This is a genomic window from Paenibacillus sp. NPDC058174, assembly GCF_042883865.1.
Classification (GTDB): Bacteria; Bacillota; Bacilli; order Paenibacillales; family Paenibacillaceae; genus Pristimantibacillus.
This window is the reverse complement of record NZ_JBHVUY010000004.1, coordinates 635,497-659,275: the sequence shown is the minus strand read 5'-3', so window position 1 is coordinate 659,275 and position 23,779 is coordinate 635,497. Positions and strand designations below refer to the sequence as shown.

General features: G+C 49.9%; 17 protein-coding genes and 1 pseudogene. 6 read left to right on the top strand and 12 right to left on the bottom strand.

What is annotated here, in order from left to right:
* Positions 1–280 precede the first annotated feature (280 nt).
* The 3 genes from ACFVVF_RS22045 to ACFVVF_RS22035 form a co-directional block, all read right to left on the bottom strand.
* Entirely contained in the window at positions 281–1,111 is an 831-nt protein-coding gene (locus tag ACFVVF_RS22045) for an energy-coupling factor transporter transmembrane component T family protein (RefSeq protein WP_387814260.1), read from the bottom strand.
* Positions 1,108–2,820, bottom strand: a complete 1,713-nt coding sequence (locus ACFVVF_RS22040) for an ABC transporter ATP-binding protein (RefSeq protein WP_387814258.1) — start codon at positions 2,818–2,820, stop codon at positions 1,108–1,110. The genes ACFVVF_RS22045 and ACFVVF_RS22040 overlap by 4 nt, the downstream gene beginning before the upstream one ends.
* Positions 2,821–2,950: 130 nt before the next feature.
* Entirely contained in the window at positions 2,951–3,511 is a 561-nt protein-coding gene (locus tag ACFVVF_RS22035; RefSeq protein WP_387814256.1) for an ECF-type riboflavin transporter substrate-binding protein, read from the bottom strand.
* A gap of 398 nt (positions 3,512–3,909) precedes the next feature.
* Between ACFVVF_RS22035 and ACFVVF_RS22030 the strand changes: the two genes are divergently transcribed.
* Entirely contained in the window at positions 3,910–5,874 is a 1,965-nt protein-coding gene (locus ACFVVF_RS22030; RefSeq protein WP_387814254.1) for an amidase family protein, read from the top strand.
* A gap of 96 nt (positions 5,875–5,970) precedes the next feature.
* Here ACFVVF_RS22030 and ACFVVF_RS22025 read toward each other — a convergent pair whose 3' ends face one another.
* The 5 genes from ACFVVF_RS22025 to ACFVVF_RS22005 form a co-directional block, all read right to left on the bottom strand.
* A complete protein-coding gene (locus tag ACFVVF_RS22025; RefSeq protein ID WP_387814252.1) occupies positions 5,971–6,399 on the bottom strand; it encodes a DUF6157 family protein in 429 nt (142 codons plus the stop codon).
* Positions 6,400–7,901: 1,502 nt separating this feature from the next.
* On the bottom strand, positions 7,902–9,317 hold the full coding sequence (locus ACFVVF_RS22020; protein ID WP_387814250.1) for an NAD(P)/FAD-dependent oxidoreductase: 1,416 nt from the start codon (positions 9,315–9,317) through the stop codon (positions 7,902–7,904).
* Positions 9,318–9,327: 10 nt separating this feature from the next.
* Positions 9,328–9,666, bottom strand: coding sequence for an antibiotic biosynthesis monooxygenase family protein (locus ACFVVF_RS22015; protein ID WP_387814248.1), 339 nt, complete (start codon positions 9,664–9,666; stop codon positions 9,328–9,330).
* 110 nt (positions 9,667–9,776) lie between these two features.
* Positions 9,777–11,468, bottom strand: coding sequence for a dihydroxy-acid dehydratase (gene ilvD, locus ACFVVF_RS22010; protein WP_387814245.1), 1,692 nt, complete (start codon positions 11,466–11,468; stop codon positions 9,777–9,779).
* Positions 11,469–11,694: 226 nt separating this feature from the next.
* On the bottom strand, positions 11,695–12,360 hold the full coding sequence (locus tag ACFVVF_RS22005; protein WP_387814243.1) for a GntR family transcriptional regulator: 666 nt from the start codon (positions 12,358–12,360) through the stop codon (positions 11,695–11,697).
* 333 nt (positions 12,361–12,693) lie between these two features.
* On the opposite strand from ACFVVF_RS22005, the gene ACFVVF_RS22000 reads away from it, so the two are divergent.
* Positions 12,694–14,049, top strand: a complete 1,356-nt coding sequence (locus ACFVVF_RS22000; RefSeq protein ID WP_387814241.1) for a dicarboxylate/amino acid:cation symporter — start codon at positions 12,694–12,696, stop codon at positions 14,047–14,049.
* 1,298 nt (positions 14,050–15,347) lie between these two features.
* Here the strand turns inward: ACFVVF_RS22000 and ACFVVF_RS21995 are convergent.
* Together ACFVVF_RS21995 and ACFVVF_RS21990 are read right to left on the bottom strand one after the other, a co-directional pair.
* A complete protein-coding gene (locus tag ACFVVF_RS21995; RefSeq protein ID WP_387814239.1) occupies positions 15,348–18,236 on the bottom strand; it encodes an S-layer homology domain-containing protein in 2,889 nt (962 codons plus the stop codon).
* Between the two features lie 57 nt (positions 18,237–18,293).
* Positions 18,294–19,043, bottom strand: a complete 750-nt coding sequence (locus ACFVVF_RS21990) for a hypothetical protein (RefSeq protein ID WP_387814237.1) — start codon at positions 19,041–19,043, stop codon at positions 18,294–18,296.
* Between the two features lie 473 nt (positions 19,044–19,516).
* On the opposite strand from ACFVVF_RS21990, the pseudogene ACFVVF_RS29225 reads away from it, so the two are divergent.
* The 4 genes and pseudogenes from ACFVVF_RS29225 to ACFVVF_RS21975 form a co-directional block, all read left to right on the top strand.
* A pseudogene (locus ACFVVF_RS29225) lies at positions 19,517–19,881 on the top strand (ATP-binding cassette domain-containing protein); the annotation flags it as partial.
* Positions 19,876–20,373, top strand: a complete 498-nt coding sequence (locus ACFVVF_RS29220; RefSeq protein ID WP_483875032.1) for a hypothetical protein — start codon at positions 19,876–19,878, stop codon at positions 20,371–20,373. The pseudogene ACFVVF_RS29225 and the gene ACFVVF_RS29220, both read left to right, overlap by 6 nt.
* Positions 20,373–21,176 carry an ABC transporter permease gene (locus tag ACFVVF_RS21980; protein ID WP_387814234.1) on the top strand — a complete coding sequence of 268 codons (804 nt, stop codon included), beginning with the start codon at positions 20,373–20,375 and terminating at the stop codon, positions 21,174–21,176. The genes ACFVVF_RS29220 and ACFVVF_RS21980 overlap by 1 nt, the downstream gene beginning before the upstream one ends.
* 5 nt (positions 21,177–21,181) lie before the next feature.
* Complete coding sequence (locus ACFVVF_RS21975) at positions 21,182–21,958, top strand: ABC transporter permease (RefSeq protein WP_387814232.1); 777 nt, start codon at positions 21,182–21,184, stop codon at positions 21,956–21,958.
* A 76-nt stretch (positions 21,959–22,034) separates the two neighbouring features.
* Here the strand turns inward: ACFVVF_RS21975 and ACFVVF_RS21970 are convergent, their stop codons facing one another.
* Both ACFVVF_RS21970 and ACFVVF_RS21965 read right to left on the bottom strand, forming a co-directional pair.
* Positions 22,035–22,454: a hypothetical protein gene (locus ACFVVF_RS21970; protein WP_387814231.1), complete on the bottom strand. Its 420-nt coding sequence runs from the start codon at positions 22,452–22,454 to the stop codon at positions 22,035–22,037.
* Between the two features lie 185 nt (positions 22,455–22,639).
* Positions 22,640–23,770, bottom strand: a complete 1,131-nt coding sequence (locus ACFVVF_RS21965) for a GerAB/ArcD/ProY family transporter (protein ID WP_387814229.1) — start codon at positions 23,768–23,770, stop codon at positions 22,640–22,642.
* Positions 23,771–23,779: the final 9 nt, after the last annotated feature.

The following is a 23,779-nucleotide window of genomic DNA, read 5'->3' as shown; positions in this document are numbered from 1 at the left end:
TTGGGTTATTTATCACCCAATCAATTTGAGTTGAATTATTACAAAAAAGTAAGTTGATACACTTAAGCAGTGTCTACTTTCTTGACAGAGGTCCACTATTGCATTTTGAAGCGGATAATCAGCGATTTCGCCACTCACAACCTGCACTTTTGCATTTTGATTCGCGATGCTGCCGCCTGCAGCAAACTGCTTCGCTAAGCAGAACAGCAAAGTTCACTTTAGGGTGAAGCGTGCGGCTGACAGGCAGGTGCCGCGCACCGTCTCACCCCGGTTGTCCAAGTTAAACAAACGGATTATAAAACCGTGAGCCGTTGCTAACTGTCAACACAATGGACACCGCCAATACGATTGCAATAACAGCAAACGCGGCATAGTCCCGCGCGGTGAACGGCTTAGCGTTATACCACGTTCTGCGCTTATGGCGGCCGAAGCCGCGCAGCTCCATGGCTGCACTGACTACCTCAATCCTCTCCACACTGGAGAGAGTGAGCGGCAAAAGGATCGAAACGACGTTCTTAAGCCGCTTGAACAGCTTTTCCTTTCGCGACGTATCAATCCCCCGTGCTTGCGCAGAAAAGGAAATATTCTGATAGTCGCGCTGAATATCGGGAATGTAGCGCATCGCCAGCGCCACGGCGTACGATATTTTATAACTGACCCCGATCCGGTTGAGCGACGCCGCAAACTCGCTTGGATCTGTTGTGAGAATAAACAACAGCGCAATTGGAACGACGGTCAAATATTTCAGCATAATGTTGAACTGATAGAATAATTGCTCCAGCGTGACGTTATACCATCCGGCAATATGGAACAGTTCATGCGTTGTTCCGTATAATTTGACGCCCTCATGCGGGGAAAATAAAAAGATCGCGATATGGTTAAGCAAAAAGAAAAACAGAATTAAATAGAGCACGAACGAATAGTCGCGGAACTTCACCTTCGAAATAGCGAACATGATCAAGCTGAACAGAAACATCGCTAGCAGGCTGCGGGTATCATACGTAATCATCGAAACGACGGACCATAAGGCGAAAAAAATGAGCTTCGTCGAGCCTGCCAGCCGGTGAATGGGCGAATCCAGACGCTTATAGCTTAGCATTTGTACCTTCATCTGCCCCTCACCCTCCGGTCATATGCAATAAATCGGCTGACAAATTCCCGCGGCTTCGCAAGTCCCGCCCGCTTCGCTAGTTCAAAGACAGACGTCTCCTTCAAATCAGCCGCTTCCACAATAGAGGCATCCGTCAAAATACGGGCAGGCGCATTGTCAGCCAGCTTCTTGCCGTCCGCCAAAACAATCGTCCGATCCGCATATTCCAGCATCAAATGCATGTCATGCGTAATCATCACTACAGTCATGCCCTCTCGGTTCAACGTCCGCAGAAATTCCATCATTTCATTGTAATGTTTAAAATCCTGGCCGGCCGTCGGCTCGTCCAAAATAATGACCTCAGGCTCCAGCACGAGAATCGACGCGATAGTTACGCGCTTTTTTTGCCCGAAGCTTAAGGCAGAGACCGGCCAATTGCGGAACGGATACAGCCCGCATATTTTCAACACCTCATGAACGCGCCGCTGGAGCTCCTCTCCCGCTACGCCGCGCACCTGAAGCCCCAGCGCCACTTCATCGAAAATTTGCGTCTTGGAGATCATATGGTTCGGATTTTGCATGACGAAGCCAATACGTTCAGCACGTTCCTTAATGGTATCGGAGCGCATGTCCGCACCCTTATATTTCAACACGCCGGAGCTCGGCCGATAGAAGCCGCAAATCAGCTTGGAAAGCGTCGATTTGCCCGCGCCATTTTTGCCAACGATGCTGACCATTTCCCCTTTATTAATGCGCAGGGACACATTCTGTAAAATAAGGGAGTCCGGATCGTATCCGAACGTCAGATCTTCAATCTCCAGCAAAGGCTCGCTCTCCTTCGGACGCTCCTCCTCGGACTGGGCATCCTGCCACGCCTGCAATTCTGCTGAGCAATGCCCGACCTGAAGTCCGTCCACCCGCTCCAGCTTCATCTCTGTCCGCAGCTGGCAGCCGGCATATTTCAAAGCGGTAATATAAAGCGGCTCCCGAATACCGGTCTGCCTCAGCAGCTCGGAGCGCAACAGCTCGCCGGCTGATTGGTCAGCAATAATGCTCCCCTCCTGCATGACGATAATCCGGTCAACGTCACGATGCAGCACATCCTCGAGCCGATGCTCAATAATGACGACCGTCTTCTTCATTTCCCGGTGCACACGATCGATCAGCTCAATCGCAAGCTTGCCTGTATGAGGGTCCAAATTGGCGAGCGGCTCATCGAACAGCAAAATGCTGGCATCGCTCACGAGCACGCCCCCAAGCGAGGTGCGCTGCTTTTGACCGCCTGACAGATTTTGCGGAGCAGCGCCCAAATGCTTTTCCATACCGACAGCCAGCGCCGCTTCCGCCACTCTCCGGTGAATCTCGGCTTGCTCAATCGCTTCGTTTTCCAGCTTAAAGGCGATATCCTCGGCTACTGTTAGTCCAACAAACTGCCCATCAGGATCCTGAAGCACCGTTCCGACCATTTCGGAGAGCTCAAATATGCCAAGCTCCTTTAACGGTTTCCCCTGAATAACAGCCGAGCCGCTAATCTCACCTGGATAAAACGCAGGAACCAGGCCGCTGATGCAGTGGCCAAGTGTGCTTTTACCCGAGCCTGAAGGACCAACAATCAGCAACTTTTCCCCTTCGTATATCGTCAGATTGATAGCGTGAAGCGTCGGCTCGGCTTGCGCTCTGTATTGAAAGGTAAAATTCTCGAAATGGATGACTGGTTTTCTCTCGCTCATGTCAGTTTCCTCTTCATTGTTGAAAAATAGGAAAGCCGGTGCAGTTCACCGGCTTTCGCTCTTAACCTATCAAGTTCCGGTCCATCTAGACTGATGACGTTCAAATAGGCAGGCAGGACCGGCCGGTCGTTTACACTTCTTTCGTCAGACTCCCCTGCCTCGTTCTCGTCCGGGAATAGGCGAGCAGGAGCAGCGTACCGATAACGCCTACTGCTGCAATATTGCTCCCGCCTGCAACGACACCTTGCGCGAATACCTTGTTAACCGGCTCCGCATAGATGAGAATATCCAGGAAAGGCGCTACAACAAGCCATGCAATGACGTTCGCAGCGATTTGGAACAGATTGAATTTCAAAATTTGCCGTCCTCCAAATTGGCCGTCCTCAATCTTCAACCTGCCGGATGCCAAGCCAATGATGAGTCCAACAACAGCAGATGCGATGACCCAGCTGAACCAAGGCGATCCATAAAAGATTGCATCCTTTAGCGTATGACCGATTAATCCCACCAATACGCCTGCAATCGGCCCGTAAAGCACCGCTATAAGCGCAAGCAATGCGTAGGTCGTTTCAATATTCGTATCCGGGAGACCGGACGGGATGGATCCGAATCTTCCCAGAATGACGAATAATGGCGATCCGATGCCTACCGCTACAATCGTACTGATTGAAATTCCGTTTCTTTTGGCCATTTCCTATTCCTCCTAACCGAGTATAAATACCTGCCTATTTAATCGTTCATTCGCCTCTTGCGAGTTATTATATATCGGAATAGTCGGAATTACAAAGGCTTTTTTATCAGGGGTATAGAAATAGCTTATGGTTTTTTCGGCCTCTTATTTAAATGTTATATTACATGACATATTTTATTTTGTTTTTGATAGATTTAATGAGTTTTCTTTATATTACGTTATATTTTATAACATAATAATTGATTGAAGAGAATGAAAGAGAATAGGGAAGATTCGTAGAGAAAACGCCGCTTCACTTCTCTTTTTTTATTAAATATAGGCATTGCCCCTTATATCACTCTACTACTATAATCACTTTAATGTTAGAATACCTTACACAAAGGAATGGGGCATACTTCATGAACAAACAGCTAAGATGGACCCGGAAAGCAGCCTTTGCCATCGTGACAAGCGTCATGCTGGCGACAGCGCCGCTCTCCGCATTTGCAGCATCACCAGCTTCAGCTACAACAGCAGTCTCCGTGTACACGGGGGATGCAGCTAAAGCTATCTCTCTTCAATTCGGATCTGAGAGCAAGGCCAAAAACAAGCTCGTTACAGCCTCCGAACTGAACACTATTTTTAACAAAGCTGCAAAAGCTGCCGGCGGTACTCAAAGCTTTAAGCTGAAAAACAGCGATTCCGTAACCCGCAAAGACGCTGCAACGCTAATTGCAGGAACGCTAAAGCTGCCGGCTAAGCCTGAATCCTATAAGGATGTTCCGGACAAAGAAGCCTATGCTTCGGCTGTTGGTGCAGTGTCCGCCTTCCAAATTATGACCGGATCAACTGAGGATCGTTTTAATCCGTCAGGAAAGCTCACTTATGAGCAAGCCTATGCACTCGCCTATCGGATCTATGATTATATTAAACCGTTCGAATTGGTAGAGGCGACGATCAGCTCGATCCAAAAAGCGGTTGACCAAGAGAAACTGACCTACGAAGGGCTCGTTCAGCAGTATCTGGATCGTATCGCAAAATATGATGATCAGAACGCATCGATCAACGCTCTCATTACCATTAATCCTAAAGCGCTCGAAATCGCTAAAGAGCTTGATAAGGAACGCAAAGTGAAAGGCAAGCGCAGTTCGCTGCACGGCATTCCAATCATCGTAAAGGACAATTTCGACACTAGCGACATGCCTACTACAGCCGGTTGTCTTTGCCTGAAGGATTCGATTCCTAAGGAAGATGCCGATCAAGTGGCGCTGTTGAAAAAACAAGGAGCGATTATCCTTGCCAAAGCCAATCTGCATGAATTCGCGTTCGGCATTACAACCGAAAGCTCGCTTGGCGGACAAACGCTTAATCCTTACGCGCTTGACCACTACCCAGGCGGATCAAGCGGCGGCACCGGCGCTTCTATCGCTGCAAACTTCGCACTCGCAGGACTTGGCACCGACACCGGCGGTTCGATTCGTATTCCGTCTTCGTTCAACAGCCTCGTCGGCATTCGTCCAACTGTCGGTCTGTCCAGCCGTGACGGAATCATCCCGCTCGCACTGACTCAGGACGTTGGCGGCCCAATGGCCCGCACAGTAACGGATGCAGCAATTCTGCTGGATGCTACAGCCGGCTATGACAAGGACGATGTTGCAACTGCATATGCAGTTGGACATATTCCTAGCAGCTATACCAACTACCTCGATGTGAACGGCTTAAAAGGAGCCCGCATCGGCGTAGCAGTAGAATTGCTGCCTGAGACCGCAGCAGAGAAGCCGGTAACCGATATCGTGAAAGCTGCAATTAAAGATATCGAGAAGCTCGGCGGCACAGCTGTTCCGATTGAAATTCCGAACATCAAAACATTGCTGGGATACCCTAGCTTGAGCGGCTACGAATTCAAGTTTCAACTGAATGATTACCTGGCCGAGCTGGGTGACAGAGCTCCTTACCACACACTGACGGAAATTATCGATTCCGGCCAGGTTCTTAAATCGCAGCTGGAATCCATGAAAGCCCGCAACGCGAGAACAGAGCTCGAAACCCAAGAGTACAAGGATATTATTTTGTACCGTACGAAGCAAAACCGCGATGCCATGCTGAAGCTGATGGCCGACAATAACCTGGATGCCATCGTATATCCGTCAACAAGCCAAACGGCGGCTAAAATCGGCGAAGGCCAAAATGCCGGCGTCAACAACCGCCTTAGCGCATTCACCGGCTTCCCTGCTATTTCCGTTCCGGCCGGCTTCACTCTGGAAGGCTTGCCAGTCGGCATTGAATTTATGGCACGGTCGTTCGACGAGCCAACACTGATCAAGCTGGCTTATGCTTACGAGCAAGGCACGCATAACCGCAAAGCGCCTGCTTTGCTTCCTTAGAAGCATATAGCAAAAGAAGCCCCGTACCGCCTTAAGTGGTAGGGGGCTTCTTTGTATAATGAATCGCGGCTCAATAACGAACCTGGTACGTTGGAATTATTTTGGCTTGCTGTTTCTCATAGCCGCTACTACAGTTATAGCTTTGTCTTCCCCGCTTGCAAATCTTTCATACTCGGGCGAACCAACTTCATATAGAGCCAATTTGCCTTCGGCGTTGAAATGGATGCCCCAGCCGTACTTTTTCGGCAGCATCGAAGCTCTTAGACATGCCGTCGGCCGCTGGTAAAACTCATCTTTAAGCTGCGTTCCGTTAGCCTCGATCTGCTCTTGCGGTATCTGCTTATGGCGAACGTGCACCTCATAGAGCAAATCTTCTTGGCTATATTGATAAGGATGATCAGCAACAAGCTCGTACTCAATACCGGGCTTTGACTTGCCGGTTTTCTTCTCAGGCGGAACCAGGCCCTGCTCTGCCGGACAATCCGGCGCCACTTTGATAAAGGTATTGTAGTAGTTCCATTCCACGCTAAGAATCCCCCTTATGGATTGATCGCTTAATATCCTCCATTATAAACGAATGGAGATCAAGTTATAAGGCGTTATGGTTTCTCTTAAACAACGCGACTCATTTTGTTCTCACGCAGCTTTCATCTCCGTCATCTAACACCAGACCGCGAGCTAAGCAGTCTTCATGCAAAACTTTTCCGAGAACTGCGTTCAAGCAATTGAACTCCACTCCATAAGGACACAGCTGTCTGAAGCTGTATCTGGCCGTTCCAATTCTATAAGTAACATTCGTTCGCAAAGCTGCTTCCCCAGGTAGGTGATGTGTAGTGCGCTAATTTACCTAGTACGCCTCTATCCATGAAGTTTAGTAACAATGATCAAATCCAAAGTAACCTAGTTAGCTGGTTTATGGCGGAATTAGCAGCATTGGCTTTATGGTGCAGGTTTGGATCATGTGAGCTCAACATGAACAACCGTACGAAATGAATTAGCGAACCCGATTCGCTTTTTAACGAACCTAATTTCGCTACAGTTCGCCTCGCAGCAGGCCATTCTCCCATTAGCGAAGAGATTTTCGCTATCCGTGAACCTGCGTTCATGAGTAGCGAAGATTGCTTCGCTGTGCTCTAAGGAGGCGTGAGCTACACCCTCCTACAGCGAAAATGTCTTCGCTATTTTGCGAACATGCTTCGTTGTAGACCCCGCATCAATGCGTAAAGCGAATTAGCGAACCCGATTCGCTTTTTAACGAACCAAATTTCTCTATAAACCGCCTCGCAGCAGGCCATTCTCCCATTAGCGAAGAGATTTTCGCTATTCGTGAACCTGCGTTCATGAGTTGCGAAGATTGCTTCGCTGTGCTCTAAAGAGGGACGATGTACACCCTCCTACAGCGAAAATGTCTTCGCTATTTTGCGAATCTGCTTCGTTGTAGACCTCGCATTCACGTGCGAAATGAATTAGCGAAGCTGGTTCGCTTTTTAACGAACCAAATTTCGCTATAGACCGTCTCGCAACAGGCCATTCTCCCATTAGCAAAAAGATTTTCGCTATCCGTGAACCTGCGTTCATGAGTAGCGAAGATTGCTTCGCTGTGCTCCAAGGAGGCGCGAGGTACACCCTCCTACAGCGAAAATGTCTTCGCTATTTTGCGAACATGCTTCGTTGTAGACCTCGCATCAACGCGTGAATCGAATTAGCGAAGCTAGTTCGCTTTTTAACGAACCAAATTTCGCTATAGACCGTCTCGCAACAGGCCATTCTCCCATTAGCGAAGAGATTTTCGCTATCCGTGAACCTGCGTTCATGAGTAGCGAAGATTGCTTCGCTACTCTCTGGGTTGGCTCATGCACACCCTCCTACAGCGAAAATGTCTTCGCTATTTTGCGAATCTGCTTCGCTATTTAACTCGCAACGCGATCACAGCGAATGCAACTTCGCTATTTGCGAATGCAGCTTCGCTTTTCGCGAACCTGCTTCGCCCAGCGCCTTCCCATCACAACCGTGCGTGCCTGCTCCGCCTAAGCTTCCGCCAGGTCGCCCGCTAATTGCCGGGCGACCTGACGGGCGACGTGAATGCCGCTCGCTGCCGCTTGCGACAGCGAATGCGTGACGCCGGAGCAATCGCCGGCGGCATATAATCCCGGGATGCGCGTCTCCAGCGCCCCGTTCATCTCTATGCTTGGCGCGTAAAACTTGCCATCGATACCATAGATCATCGTATCCTCGTCAATCGGCTCGCCAAGCAGCCGTTCCAGCGCTGCCAAAAAATCAAGCAGCGCCTTCGTATACAACGAAGGAACCTCGTCCGTCAGCCGCCCGGGGTCAACCTGAAGCGTTGGCGTTACACGGTTCCGCCGCATTGCCTCCGGCTCGGTCGCTCTGCCGAGCCGCAAATCTCCAAGCCGCTGGGCGACAATCCGCTCGCCGCCGCGATTGATGCCTCCAATAACGCCGCGTGCGAAGTTATCGGCGGCCTCCATGGAACCAAAATATCTCGGAACGAACAATGTAAAGTTCAGATTCGAAGAACCTCCCTCATCTCGCTCCCGGAAATTTTGGCCGTCCGGCATGACCATTCCGTCCTGATGCTTGCGAATGACGCGGCCGCTCGGGTTCATGCAATAGGTAGTCGCGATATAATCCTCGCTCGCATATTGCAGCTTTGTCTCGAACGTTTCCCCCAATATAGTATCCAACTGGTCACCACGCATTTCTACACGCAGACCAAGGTCTACTCTAGCCGAGTCTTGTCCAATACCAAGCGCCTGGCATTGCGCAGCCATCCAGTCGGCTCCGCTTCGCCCCGTCGCAAAAACGAGCTTCCGTGTAGTGAGCGTCCGCCCCGCTTCCGCACCTTCAACGTTAAGCTCAAGCCTAAAACCGCCTTCCACCACTTGAATTGCCGCCACTTCCATCTCAAACGACATTGTGATTCTGCTCAGCAAATAGCGCTGCAGCTTCTCCAGTATGACAGACGACAACGCCGAGCCAAGATGGCGCGTTCTCGTCGTTAACACCGATAGCCCGGCCTGCCGCGCACGCTCCGTTAACGCCGGATTTTCCGTGCTGTAATCTGCAGCAGCATCCCCGCCATACTCACAGAGCACGGCATCCACTTCATCCATTAAAGCCATGGCGTTCTCGCGGCCGACCTTTCTTTCCAAACCGCCGCCAAAATCATTCGTATAATTGAACTTTCCTTCCGATTTGCCCAGACCGCCAAAACCGATGTATTTGGCGCAGGATACACAGTCGCAGCTTTCCCCCCGGTCCAGCGGGCAAAGACGTTCTTCTACTCTTTTCCCCTTGTCGATCAGCAAAATATTCAGCGGCCTCTGTTCACTCTGTTCCCGCTTTTCCTGCATTTTCGCCAATTCATGAGCCGCGAACACGCCGCCGACTCCGGCACCAATTATCGTTACGTCATAATCCATATCGATCACCCTACTCTTTTAGCTCCGAGGAGTAGAAATCATATTCTTTTTCCACCTTGCATATTTTTACCTGATAGCTGGAGTACCACTGCTCCCGGCCGTTCCGTTGAGCGGTAAGATGCTCCTCGTTCCGCTTCCATGCGCGAATCGCCTCCAGGCTGTCCCAGTAGGATACCGTAATGCCTGCTCCGGAAGAATCTCTTACACTATCGGCACCGATAAAACCGGGCTGCTGCGATGCAAGCTCATCCATTCGTTCCGCTATCTCCCCATATCCATTATCGCCATTCGTCCGTTTGCTCGTAAAAATAACGGCATAGCGGCTGTCCGAACGTCCCGTTGTCTCCATTCGCTTTCCACCCTCCCAGCTAATCTTTCTATAGTATAGCGCACCAGCCCTTCCAACAACGACAAAAAAAGCCCCGCCGGACTCATCCGGACGAGGCTTTCCGCTCTCCTCTATTCAAAAAGATCGGTTACTGCGCCTTTCGAAGCGGAGGACACCAGCCTGGAATATTTGGCCAATACCCCTTTCGAAAATTTCAGCGGCGGCTGAACCCATGCCTTGGCCCGGCGCTCCAGCTCCTCCGCGGTTACCTCGAAGCCAATCTCCTGTGTTTCGCTGTCAATGACGACCTGATCGCCGTTTTGCAGCAGTCCGATTGGCCCGCCCACTTGCGCTTCAGGCGCGACATGACCGATAACAAAGCCATGCGAACCGCCCGAAAATCGGCCATCCGTAATCAGCGCTACTTCTCCGCCTAATCCTTTACCGACGATTAACGCCGTTACTGACAGCATTTCCGGCATACCCGGACCGCCCTTCGGACCGCAATAACGAATAACGAGAACATCCCCTTTATGGATTTCATCGTTCAAAATCGCTGCCGTTGCCTCATCTTCGCTGTCAAACACTTTGGCCGGGCCGGTAAAACGAAGCTTTTTCATGCCCGACATTTTCGCAATCGCACCTTCTGGAGCCAAATTGCCTCTCAGAACAACCAGCGGTCCGGTTGGTTTCAAAGGCTGGTCGAACGGCCGGATGATCTCTTGATCAGCCTGCAGCGGTTCGGCATCCGCCAAGTTTTCCGCCAGCGTCTTGCCTGTTACGGTCAAGCAGTCGCCATGCAGCAGCCCTTGCTCCAGCAGCAGCTTCATAACCCCAGGCACGCCGCCGATATCGTTCAAATCCTGCATGACGTATTTGCCGCTTGGCTTCAAATCTGCAATATGCGGTACGTTCAGACGAATCCGTTCAAAATCATCATACGTAAGATCGACGCCAACCGAATGAGCAATGGCAGTCAAATGAAGAAACGCATTAGTCGAGCCGCCGAGTGCCATGACAACGGTTATGGCGTTTTCGAACGCTTTTTTCGTCATAATGTCTCTTGGGTAGATTTCTTTCTCCAGCAGTTCTAGTACCTGCTTGCCAGCTTCAGCGCATTCTACAGCCTTGCCTGGCGAAATCGCCGGCGTCGACGAAGAACCGGGAAGGCTCATCCCCAGCGCTTCTGCGGCGGAAGCCATCGTATTGGCGGTATACATGCCCCCGCAAGCGCCCGGCCCCGGACATACACTGCATTCGACTTTGTGCAGCTCTTTATCGGTCATTTTACCGTCATGATACTGTCCAACCGCTTCAAAAGCAGTAACGATATCGACGTCTTTGCCATCCAACTTGCCAGGCTGAATCGTTCCTCCGTATACATATACGGCTGGAATATTCATTCTTCCGATCGCCATCAGGCAGGCAGGGGTGTTCTTATCGCAGCCGCCTACCGCAACGAGACCGTCGAAACGCTCCGCATTCGTTACAATCTCAATGGAATCCGCAATCGTCTCCCGGCTTGGCAGTGAGAACAGCATGCCTTCATGTCCCATAGAAATGCCGTCGGATACCGTAATCGTGTTAAAAATAAGCGGAGCACCGCCGCTCGCCTGAACTCCTTTTTTCGCATGAAGGGCCAGTCCGTCAATATGCATATTGCATGGCGTAACCTCGCTCCATGTACTGGCAACGCCGATCATCGGCTTTTTGAAATCCTCATCCTTAAATCCAACGGCCCGAAGCATCGCCCGGTTTGGCACCCGATTAGCGCCCTCGCTGATTACTTTACTCCGAATTCTTAAATCCTTCCCGGTTGTCATGCTGATCCTTCCTTTCATCATAATTTGATTGTGAATAGGACTACACGGTTGTTATGATATATGCAATATATCGCATACATATATGGAATGCAAGAGGTTTGTTTCTTGCTTTGGCTCTACTCGGCTTCAGCTATGGGTGCCAACATAAACAGCTTACGCCCCGATATATTAAATTACACATTACGGAAAATAAAAAACGCCCCTCGGGCGTTTTTTTTAGATAGGCCTAAATGAGCGAGTACAACTCATTCATCGGCCGGATTAAATTTTGCTTCATAATGGCGGAAGCTGCGGCGGCATCTCTATTTTCCAACGCGGAAATTAAAGCGGCATGCTCCTCGACTGAACCTAATGTCGACGTATTCGGCTGCTTCAAAAACACATACTTGAATCTGCGAATATGAATTTGCAGTGAGGCGCTGAACGAGGCGATGTAGGCGTTATCCGACGCTTCTACGATTATATTGTGCAGCTGCTCATCGATCTCCATCGCTTGATACGGCTGTCCGCTATCGATTGCAGCGCCGAATTGTTCATTTAATGACTTCAGCGTCTCGATCTGCTGCGGCGTGATGAGGGCAGCGGCATGCTCTGCAGCTAGGGCGTGCAGCACGGCCATCGTCGGATACATTTTCAGAATATCATCTTTCTCGATAAGCGTGACCCGGGTTTCTTTGCCCGGATGCATGGAGACGAGCCCTTGTACCTCAAGTAGCTGGAGCGCCTCCCGGATCGGCGTACGGCTTACCGCAAGAGATTCCGCAAGCTCAGCATCGAGCAATTTTTCACCCGGCAGCAAAGTGCCCTCGATAATCCATCGTTGAAGCTGGGAGAACGCCCGCTCTTTGGCCGTCATTCGGATCGGCGAAGCAAAATCTTTCGGTACCGGCATTTAGCTCATCCTTCTCTATCTTTTCTTCGCAATATATCGCATAAACATGCAGAATGCAAGCGTTGTCCAAAAGCTTAACTATGCCTGATGGACAGCCTATTGTTACTAGAATATCCGCCAGTATGAGAACATAAAATGATACCGGATCAGGCAATATATTGAAGAGTCTATCCGCAATCGCAACGATACCAAATGCAACCGAAACGATTGCTTTACATAAAAAATATCGTTGACAGTCTCGTTAAACGGGTGATATATTGTTTTCATTCTAAAGCATAGTAATCAGGTCGGCTTTATTCAAATACTATGTTATTTCGAGAGAGGATGTTCATCATGGAAAATAATCTGGTCACCGCCTTTCAGGATAACTGGATTACACTAGGCGTTTCCGCAGTACTTCTTGCACTGCTTTATTTTATGGCTAAAAAACGTGTCGGCTTCGGTACTCGGGTACTGGTCGCACTCGGCCTCGGCCTCGTTGCAGGCGTTATCTTCAACAACTTCCAGCTGAAGTTTGAAGGCGTCGGCACAATCGGCTCCATCTATGTCAGCTTGATCCGCATGATCGTAATTCCGCTAGTATTTGTACTCGTCATTAACAGTATTATTTCGATAACCAACATCGCTTTTCTTAAAAAAATCGGGATCAAAACCGTTGCCTGGTTCCTCGGCACGACTGGCGTAGCTGCTATTATCGGCTTGCTGGTTGCACTGGCAATCAACCCGGCCGGCACATTTGAGGCTAGTCAGCCTGAAGGATTCGAAGCCCGTGAAGTGCCAAGCTTCTTCCAGGTTATTCTCGATCTGGTGCCATCCAATCCGGTTAACGAAGCCGCTACTGGCAAAGTCCTTCCGGTATTGATCTTTGCCCTTTTCATTGCGATTGCAATCGTTAAAGTAGGCTCTAAAAAGCCAGAAGCCGTTCAGCCGGTTAAAGCACTGTTCGCTTCCCTAACTGAAGTGCTGCATCAAGTTGTAAAATTCGTTCTTCGCTTCACTCCATACGGTGTGTATGCACTGATCGCCGTAATGGCAGCGAAATACGGCTTGGAAACGTTGAAGCCGCTGGCAACACTCATTCTCGTCAGCTACATTGCATTGATTTTGCATTTTGTCTTCGTATTCGGCGGCCTTGTGGCTTTCGTTGGCAAGCTGAATCCGCTTCGCTTCTTTAAAAAGGCTTACCCGACAGTTGCCGTTGGTTTTACAACCCGCAGCAGCTACGCAACTTTGCCAATCAACCTTGAAGTTATTACGAAACGCCTCGGCGTATCTCCGAGAATCGCCAGCTTTGTTGCTCCGCTTGGCGCTACCATGAACTTCAACGGCTGCGGTGGCATCTGGCCGGCTATCGTTTCCGTATTCGTTGCTAGCGTGTATGGCATTCAATTAAGCTTTACCGACTACATCCTTATCGTAGCTGTCAGCATTATTTCTTCTATCGGCGTTGCAGGCGTACCTGGACCTGCCTCGATCTCGACAACTGTCGTATTGACGGCGCTTGGCCTTCCGCTTGAAGGACTTGCAATGGTTGTTGCCGTTGAGTCGCTGATCGACATGGGCCGTACTGCAGTTAACGCAACAGGCACAACGGTTACAGCGGTACTCGTTGCCAACTCCGAAGGCGAGCTCGACCGCGACGTTTTCAACAGCAATGACAACGATGAATTGGAATTGAACCCGGCTTAATGCCGGCTTGCAAAAGAGCTGCCCCTGATCACCGATGGTGATAGGGGCAGCTCTTTTGTTACTTGGAAACTGCGGCACTCGTATTACGCCACAATCGCAAACCTTAGATTAAGGACGAGCGCTGCTGCTGGCAGCGAAAAACGCCGACAGCGAAGCGGATTTGCTAATTTGCGAAGTTTGCTTCGCTGTAGGCTGATCTGCCTCCGCTTCACTAGCCAATAACGAAGCAGGTTCGCTAATTTACGAAGTTTTCGTCGCTGTAGGCTGATCCGCCTCCGCTTCACTAGCCAATAACGAAGCAGGTTCGCTAATTTACGAAGTTTGCTTCGCTATACGCTGATTCCCCTCGCTTCATAAGCCCATAGCGAAGCAGGTTCGCTAGTTTGCGAACCTAATTTCGCTCTCGAGTACCTAACAGCTTGCGCCCTCTCCTGGAGCGAACCTATTTTCGCTATTCGCGAACTTAGGTTCTCCAGTTGCGAAGCTAGCTTCGCTATCCGCTGATATGGCTCTGTTTCACTAGCTTACAGCGAAGTTTACTTCGTTATTTAACGAAGCCGCTTCGCTGTTGGCTGACTCTAATGACTCAGTTCATTAGAAGCAGTATTGCTTGGTTTACGACAGTGGTCGCCACTATCGTAAACCTTAAACCAAGGGCAAGCATTGCTGTTAACAGTTAAATAACGCCCACAGCGAAGCCGATTCGCTATTTTGCGAAGTTTACTTCGCTATCCGCTCATATGCCTCACTTCATAGACCTACAGCGAAGCAGGTTCACTAATTTGCGAACCTAATTTCGCTCTGGCGTACCTAAGAGCATGCGCCCTCTCCTGGAGCGAACCTATTTTCGCTATTCGCGAACTTAGGTTCTCCAGTTGCGAAGCTAGCTTCGTTACCCGCCAATATGTCTCTGCCTCACTGATCTGCAGCGAAGTTTGCTTCGTTATTTAACGAAGCTGCTTCGCTGCAGAACAAAATCACATGTTACTCTAAATAACGTGAAAGTTACTGCGTCGCTTAACCAAGCTAATCCTTATTCGCCCTTACGCCATACAGTTCCGTTAATTCCTGCCTCTAACTTGCTCCCAACAGTCCCATTAACTCCTACCTCTACCTTACTCCCAATAAACAATACTTCTTCGGTTAGCCGCCCAAGTAACTTGGCTCGTCTGCGACTGTACGCCATTTAGATTCTTCCGCACACCAGCATGTGTAGAACTCTGTGTCTCCTCCCGGCCTAAGCACATCCGCGCAATCAAACAAGGGCAGCCGATTGGCTGCCCTTGTTTGGTTCTTTCTTATTTGCTAAGCAAGTTGTAAATGACTTGAGCTGCTTCTGCTCTTGTCGTAACGCCAAGCGGGTTAAGCTTGGCGTTGCTGCCGGAGACAACTCCGCCTTCAACCAGCGCTTTGAATGCTTCAGCAGCATAGCCTGCGATTTGATTCGCATCGCTGTAGCTTGCAATCGTCGCATTCGTTTTCTCGGTTGGAAGCTCACCGATAATCGTCAGCGAACGATAGAGCAGCGTAAACAGATCTTGACGCGAGATCGCTTTGTTTGGCTCGAATTGGTTGTCGCCTGTGCCATTGGCAATGCCCAGACGCTTAGCAACCGCCAGGTATGGCGTGTAATACGTATTGCCTGCATCCGAATAGTTTTCGGTTGCATTGCTGTCAGCCTCGATACCGTACGCATTAAGCAGCAGGACGATAAATTGGCCTCTAGTAATCGTTGCATTCGGACTAAAATGGGTGTCGTCCGTTCCGTTAGCGATTTCTCTCGCTGCCAGATAGTGTACCGCATTAGCATACCAAGCGGCTGGCGATACGTCCGCAAAGGTTACTGCATTCAGACCGATAATGTATTGCGAGAAATGCTTCGTCGCAAATTGTACCGTTCCCGTCTCCGCACGGTACTGGCCGCGGATCGTCTCCAAGCCTTCTTCAGATACGTAGTAAACGACAATCGCGTTCGCATCTTCTCCAGCTTTGAGTGTGTACGGAATGCTTACGTTAACCGTACCGCCTCCGAAAGTAGTGATTTCCTTATCACCTGCAAAAATAGTCAAGTTATATACCGGGCGGTCGCCCAGCGCTTCCTTGCCTTCTGCAGTAAGCTCACCCTTCGAAATTCTTACGTTAATGTTGTTCGAACCCGCTTCCGTTCCGATGCTTTTAACGGCTGCTGCGTCAAACTCAATCGTACCCACATTTGCAAAATCAAACTGTACAGCCGCTTTTGTGCCGCTTCCGATTTGGGCAAAAGCACTGCCAGGGATCGTTACATCTGCGGATTTCGTTTGCGCAGGCGCATCGATCTTGATCGCTGCAAGCGCCGGTTTCCCTTCTGCTTCTACTTTCTTAATATTCTCGAGCAGGCCGGTCACCGCAGTCGCCGACACGGTTGCGCTTGTTGTACCCTTTGCTGCATTAGAAGTGGATACCGCTGTTATCGTTGTGGATACGGAAGTACCCGGATTTGTCGTACCCGATCCACCGGAAGCTGGAGGCGTACCGCCGCCTGTGTTGCCGTTGCCGCCATTGCCTCCGTTACCGCCGTTACCTCCGCCACTGTTGCCGCCATCTCCGCCACCCGTTGGAGGAACGTATGCCGGAACGTCCAATTTCACGGACGGACTTGGCTTGAAGCCTTCTTTGGCAGCGTATCGGATATAGTAAGTACCAGCGCCGAGACCTGTAATTGTAGTATCCGTAACTGGAGTGTAGGCCGTTGCCTGCGCCAGCTTGTACTCAAGGCCGACAGCTGCACCTGTAATTTTGCCGTCATTATTGCTTGCCGAAGTTGGCGCCGATGCCGTAAATGGCAAAGAAGGAGCTGTCTGCGCCGATTGACCTGTTAACGTTGGGAAGAGATTGTCCAAGCCTTCTGTATAGTTGTTGTAATTGACGCCTGTAGCGCCGTTGCGTACATAGTTCGGTTGAATATTGGTCCATGAGTACATAAGCTCAACATGGCCCAGAATCGGAGCCGCTTTGCCTTCTCCGTCTTTATGGTCTTTATCGTAAGTGAACAAGTAAGGTACTTGAAGCTTATTCGCTACAACCGTATTGTTGTTGTCATCCACATAGCTTACATTGTTTCTCGACTTGTCGTAGAGCGTTACGATATTCGTCAAGTAAGTATTGACCAGATCGACGTAAAGATTCGCATCCGGATGGCCGGTTGCACGAACTTGCAGCCGGTTATTTGCGTGCGGGTCATTCGTTGGGTCGGAGGCGTATACGCCCGCATCCAGCTTCGGATCCCACATGTAGATTTTATCGACATTGTAGGCTTTGGCATATTTGTTGATGAATTTGATCGCTGCTTGCGTATTCGGGCACCATGATCCGCCGAACAGAATCGCGTACTTGCCTTCGCTGCCAAGCAGGCCCAACAATTGATCGTAAGTTACATGCTCAAATACGATTGATTGGTCTGCGCTGTCAAAAATCGTCGCTTTTCCGTTCGTATTAAAGGCCGTTGTAAAATAGTCAAAATCGTTAATCGTATCGATTTTAGCCGTCTTTACCCCTTCAGCTTCCTCTGAAACTTGATCGAAAAGCGCTTCTACCTGACTTTTGTAGCTATCTGCCGCCAAATCACCAGCCTCTAACGAAGCGATGATTGGAGCACGGCCGCCTTCTTCATCTACATGATCCTTATTGTAAATGAACAAGTATGGCTCATTCACTTTCGGTGCAGTCACTGCTCCCACGCCAGCTTTATCATAGCTGACTGCTGCTTCCGAAGCCGTCTGCAGGTTGGTCAAATATTTATTAACCAGCTCCACGTAATAATCAGCAAACGGGCTGCTGCTGTCTGCAATATCCAGCGTTGCGCCGTCCAGCTTCGTATCGAAATTATAAATCGTATGAACGCCGTATTGCTTAGCCGTTTCATTAATAATTCCGATATGCTCCTGTGTGCTTTCGCTCCAAGCCCCGCCGATCAGGACGGCAAAGGTGCCTGCGCTGTCAAACAGATGAACGATATCCTCATAAGTGGCCGTTCTGAACACATGGTTCTCGTCATTTAACCCGCTGTATACAGAATTGAAATAATTATAATGGCTGACAACGCTTGATGAAGCTGCCGACACGCTTGGCGTTTGGAAAGCCGGCACGAGCAGCAACGCGGTCAGAAGCAAAGCTACGATTTTTTTAGATTTGTAGGCTAGTTTCATATTGCTTCGATTCTCCTTTGGTTAAGTATGATTTATCTAGGTGGAGTGAACTGCAAATTAGCAAATTTCTTCGTCCGAGCTAGAACCGGAAGAACCCGAACCGGAGGAAGAAGACGAAGAGCCGGAGCTAGAAGAAGAGCTGGATTCCGACGAACCGGAAGGCGCCGCTTTTTTATCTTCCTTCTGAACGAAGCTGCCCGATTTCTTGTCCTTTGGCTGAGCAGTTGGCGCAGGTGCCGGAGCTTCTTGTGCTGGCGCGCTCGCTTGCGGCTGCTTCACTTCTGCAACAGGCTTAGCTGTTGCTTGCGGCTTCGCCGGTTTCTCCTCTGCTTTTGGAGCAGCAGTTGGTTGTACTGCTGGCTTGTCATCGCCTTTCGCTGCCGCTTGCGGCTGCTGTTTTGTATCCGGTTTTGCTGCCGGCTCTGAAGTCTTCACTTCAGGCTTCGCCGTTGCATCAGCTGCTGCTGGCTGCTTTGTTTCCGACTTTGCAGCCGGCTCTGCTGCCGCTGCCTTCACTTCTGGCTTAGCAGCTGTCTCCGCTGCCGGCTGCTTTGTTTCCTCCGATACCGTCGTTGCTGTTGCCGCTGTTGCTGCCGCCTTCGGCTGCACGTCTGCCGGTGCCTCTGTCGCCTTTGGCTGCTCTCCAGCTGTCGTCGCTTGCTGCGCTGCAGGTTCTTTCGTTGCAGCTGCTGCCGAACGATCGCCCGATCCGTTATTTGCGAATACCGCCGCATACGTCACAACAAGAACGACTGCGGAGGCAACAATAATTGATGCCGTTAATTTTTTTGTCCCGAGCTTTTTCATGATATAAAACAACCCTTTCGTTTCGCTCTTTGAGCTTAATGTTTGCTATGACCCTGCTGTGTTCTTGTCTTTGTGGATAAAAAAAGAAGACTCAACAAAGAGCAGTATTCGCTCATCGTTGAATCTCTGGCCGTCCAGTAGATTATCATCCAATGTTATCCGATCAAGATGGTAAACTTTACATCCTGTTTTTTTATATTAACGGCGTATTTACACAGTGTCAATATATTATTTTATTTATCCTATCGATTTTATCGGAATTAAGCCAATTAAAGTTTTTATTGACAGCGATTACAATCAAATGGTAATATCTTCTCCCTGTCAAATTTACAAGGTTAGGAGGGATTTACACTTGATTCAAGTAGAAGGAATAAGTAAAACCTTTCTGGTAGCCAAGCGGCCGCCAGGTCTTAAGCATGCTGTCAAATCGTTATTCCACCGGGAGTACACGAAGGTAGAAGCGCTTCAGGACATCAGCTTCCATATCCCCAAGGGAGAGATTGTCGGTTACATTGGACCCAACGGAGCCGGCAAATCGACCACCATCAAAGTGATGAGCGGCATTCTGGTGCCGGATCGCGGCAGTTGCTCCATTATGGGTCATACGCCATGGAAGGATCGCGTAGCCTACGTAAAAAATATCGGCGTCGTATTCGGACAGCGAAGCCAGCTCTGGTGGGACGTGCCGGTCATCGATTCCTTCGAGCTGCTTCGCGATATTTATCGGATTCCACAGAGCGGATACAGCAGCATGCTCGCCTTATTGACGGATACACTTGATCTGGGCAGCCTTCTCCACATGCCTGTAAGGCAGCTCAGTCTGGGACAACGGATGCGCTGCGAAATTGCCGCCTCGCTGCTGCACAGCCCCGACATCCTGTTCCTTGACGAGCCCACGATCGGCCTGGATGCTGTCTCGAAAATCGCCGTACGCAACTTCATCAAGACAATCAACAAGGAGAAAGGCGTTACAGTCATTCTCACCACGCATGACATGAACGACATTGAAGCGCTCGCCCATCGGATTCTGCTAATCGGCAAAGGCACCTTGCTCTACGACGGGAGCGTACAAGGCTTGCGCGGCCGGTTCAGCACGAAGCGGACGATTACGGCGGATTATCGCGAGAGCTCAGTTCCGCTGCAGCTTCCAGGCGCATCCATTCTGTCCTGGACGCCAGACCGGGCAATCATTAGCGTAGATACCGAACAGGTTCTGATGGCGGAACTGCTGACCCAGTTGTCCAGCCAGGTCGAGCTGCTGGATGTCGCCATCGATACACAGCCTATCGAGGACATCATCGTCCAAATGTACAAGGAGTACCAATTGTAATGAAGGCCTATATCTCTGTTTTCAAAATGCGCTTGAACAACGGCCTGCAATACCGGGCGGCAGCGCTTGCCGGAATCGGGACTCAGTTTTTTTTCGGCTTCATCTTCATTATGATCTTCGAAGCCTTTTACGCCCATGCTGCTGCACCTCCTGAAATGACGCTTTCCGAGGTCATTACCTACACCTGGCTCAAGCAGGCTTTCCTGGCCTTTGTTGTCCTATGGCTGCGGGATAACGAGCTGTTTCAACTCATCACAAGCGGGAACATCGCCTATGAGCTTTGTCGGCCAAACGGCCTTTACGGACTTTGGTACGCCAAGCTCCTTGCCCAGCGCATCTCAAGCGCCCTGCTCCGCTGCTTCCCGATCCTTATCGTCACGATCTTTCTTCCCGAGCCTTACCGGCTTAAACTGCCGCCGGACCTGCCTTCGCTGCTGCTGTTCCTCGCAGTACTGATTGCCGGGCTGCTCATGCTGGTCGCGATCTCGATGCTCATCTACATATCCGTGTTCGTTACGATGTCTCCAGCAGGATCATTGCTTTTATTCAGCGTCTTTGGCGAATTTTTCGCCGGACTTGTCATCCCCGTTCCGCTCATGCCGGACTGGATGCAAAAAATCGTCTATGTACTGCCCTTCCACTGGACGGCCGACTTTCCCTTCCGGGTATTCACCGGCAACATTGGAATCGAAGAGGCTTCGACCGGCTTATTGATTCAACTCGTGTGGTTAGCCGCCTTAATTGCCTTAGGATATTTTACGATGAAAAAAGCGCTGAGACGCATCGTCGTGCAGGGAGGGTAATTGCGATGACTTTATATTTGAAATACATGCTGATGCTGTTTAAATCACAGATGCAATATCGCGTCTCGTTCTTCTTCCTTGCCATCGGGCAATGCTTAACGCCGTTTACTGTGTTCGCAGGCATTTACTTTATGTTCGATAAATTCGGACAGCTGCAAGGCTGGAGCTTCTATGAGGTAGCACTATGCTTTGCTATTACTCATATCGCATTCACGATTACGGAATGCTTTGCACGGGGCTTTGATTCCTTCTCGTCGCTTATCGTAACAGGGGATTTCGACCGGCTGCTTGTCAGACCCCGGGGCACAGTCGTTCAAGTATTGGGCTCCAAATTCGAATTTGCCCGCATCGGCAGACTGATTCTCAGCGGAATTGTGCTCGCATGGGCCGTCTCCTCCATTGAAATCGATTGGACGATGCTCAAAGCCATTGCCCTTCTGCTTATGATCACTAGCGGCGTCTTCATCTTCACCGGCATTTTCATTCTGGCCGCATCCATCAGCTTCTGGACGGTGCAAGGACTCGAGATCGCCAATATCTTCACCGACGGCGGCCGCGAAATGACACAATATCCGCTCGATATTTATACCAAGCGGGTTAGACAGTTTTTCACCTTTATCATCCCGTTCGCCTGCTTCAACTATCTTCCGCTGCTGTACATTCTCGGCCGCGAGGAACAAGGGCTTTATGCATTTATCCCGCTTGCCGGGTTTCTGTTCCTCATCCCTTGCCTGTTCATGTGGCGCATTGGCGTTCGCCATTACCGCTCCACCGGTTCCTAGTGCTGCTTCATGCACCAACACAAAAAATGGCGATCCGGTATCCGTACAAAACCTGTTCGCCATTTGATTTCCGCTTTTACTTGCAGTGTTTCTTCCACTTTGTTTTCGGCTTGGATACGACACCCACATCAACAGCCGTTATTGAAGAGACCTTAATATAAGAAACGACGCCTCTCGCATTCAGGATGACACATTCTCCCTCGATCCCAAGAAAGATCCCGGTATGCGCAACCCCGTCAAAATGAATTCGAATATTCGGGGTGCCTACACCGATTTTTTTCAAAATGCAGTGCGCAAAGCTTAGTGTTCCGCTGCTGCCATGCTGCCGGTTCCCTTCGCTTTTTGCATACTTGTCTCCCCGGCTCTTGCAGCCTCCGCTTTTACTGCCGTGGTTTTTGCTCCCATGGCTCTTGCTGCCATGGCTTTTGCCGCCGCTGCTCTTACATCCATAGCTATTGCTGTAGCCGCCTAAGCTTCCCGCTTCCTTTCTGGACATTCCTATCACTCCTTGTCACTATGCTTCTATAAAATATGCAGAATGCTAGAGTCATGCTTGTATCTTTTTACTAGATTGCAAGATTCACCGTCTATGTATGAAAAAAAAAAGAAAGCCTGGACAAACTCCAGGCCTCCTTCATTACTCGGCTATGCACTCGAATATCGCTTATACGTATGCCCCTGCTATGGCTTTGCTCCTCCCCCTCCGGTCTGAGCCTTCTTCCCTTTACCGGTAACCGCAAGCACGGCCAGAACGACAAGCGGTACCGCTATGCAGAACAAAGTGTCAAACCAAGGATAGTAAAAGATGAGCAATTGATTATACTCTGAAATGTTCGGCGTACCGACTATTGTCGCGACGATCAAAATCATGCCGTAAGGTATCGTCAGCATATGGCTCTCCTTAAGACCCAATACTTGCGCAGTTCCCGCCACAAGCGCGAAAAACAAAAGCAGCGTCTTATAGAAGACGGTAATGATCCATATTAACATGAGGATGACCTCAAGCCGCTCCAAAAACTGTCCAATCGTAATTTTTTGCGCCAGCACAAAGGTCGGATAATATTTGGTCTCCATCAGACTAGGTCCGAGCACAAGCACGCATAAATCGACCACGATGAACAGGATCAGGCCGCCGATGGCATAGCCCCATAAAATCGGCTTCGTCAGCTTGGCCTTCCCGGCAACATGGGGGACCAGCATTAGCAATACGACCATTTCAGCAAACCCGGTTACAAAAGCAGGCATTATACCCTTTATAACAGGAGTCAGCCCTCGTGCTACCATCGGCTTCATATTAGAGATATCTACTTGAGGCATCAATAAAACGACCAAAAACAGAAATAGAAACAGAAATAAAGGAAACAGCAGCTCGCTTACACGCGCAAACGATTCAATACCATACCGGTACGCAACAATAATTACGGTCATAAACAGCAGCAATATCGCGTTGACCGGTGTCTCCGGCATCATTTGCGTCGTCATGAACTGGCTCATTTCACTCATTAATGTGAGTCCGCACATAAAAAAATTAATCAAAAACAGCAGTCCTATAAAACCGCCTGCCGCCTTGCCAATCCGGCTCTTCAGAGCTGTTATGGGACTCTGCCGCTGCAAACGGTTGGCGATCGCTGCAAACACAGCCCCCAGAACAAGCCCTAGCAATGCAGCGATTGCCATCGACAGCCATGCATCCTGCTTGGAGGATGCAGCAACGATGGTCGGCATGATTAGAATGGAGTCGCCAATTACTCCGATTATAATGAGAATTGTAAATTGGCGAACCGATATTTTAGCATTAGCGAATTGTTCCATTCGTTTGTC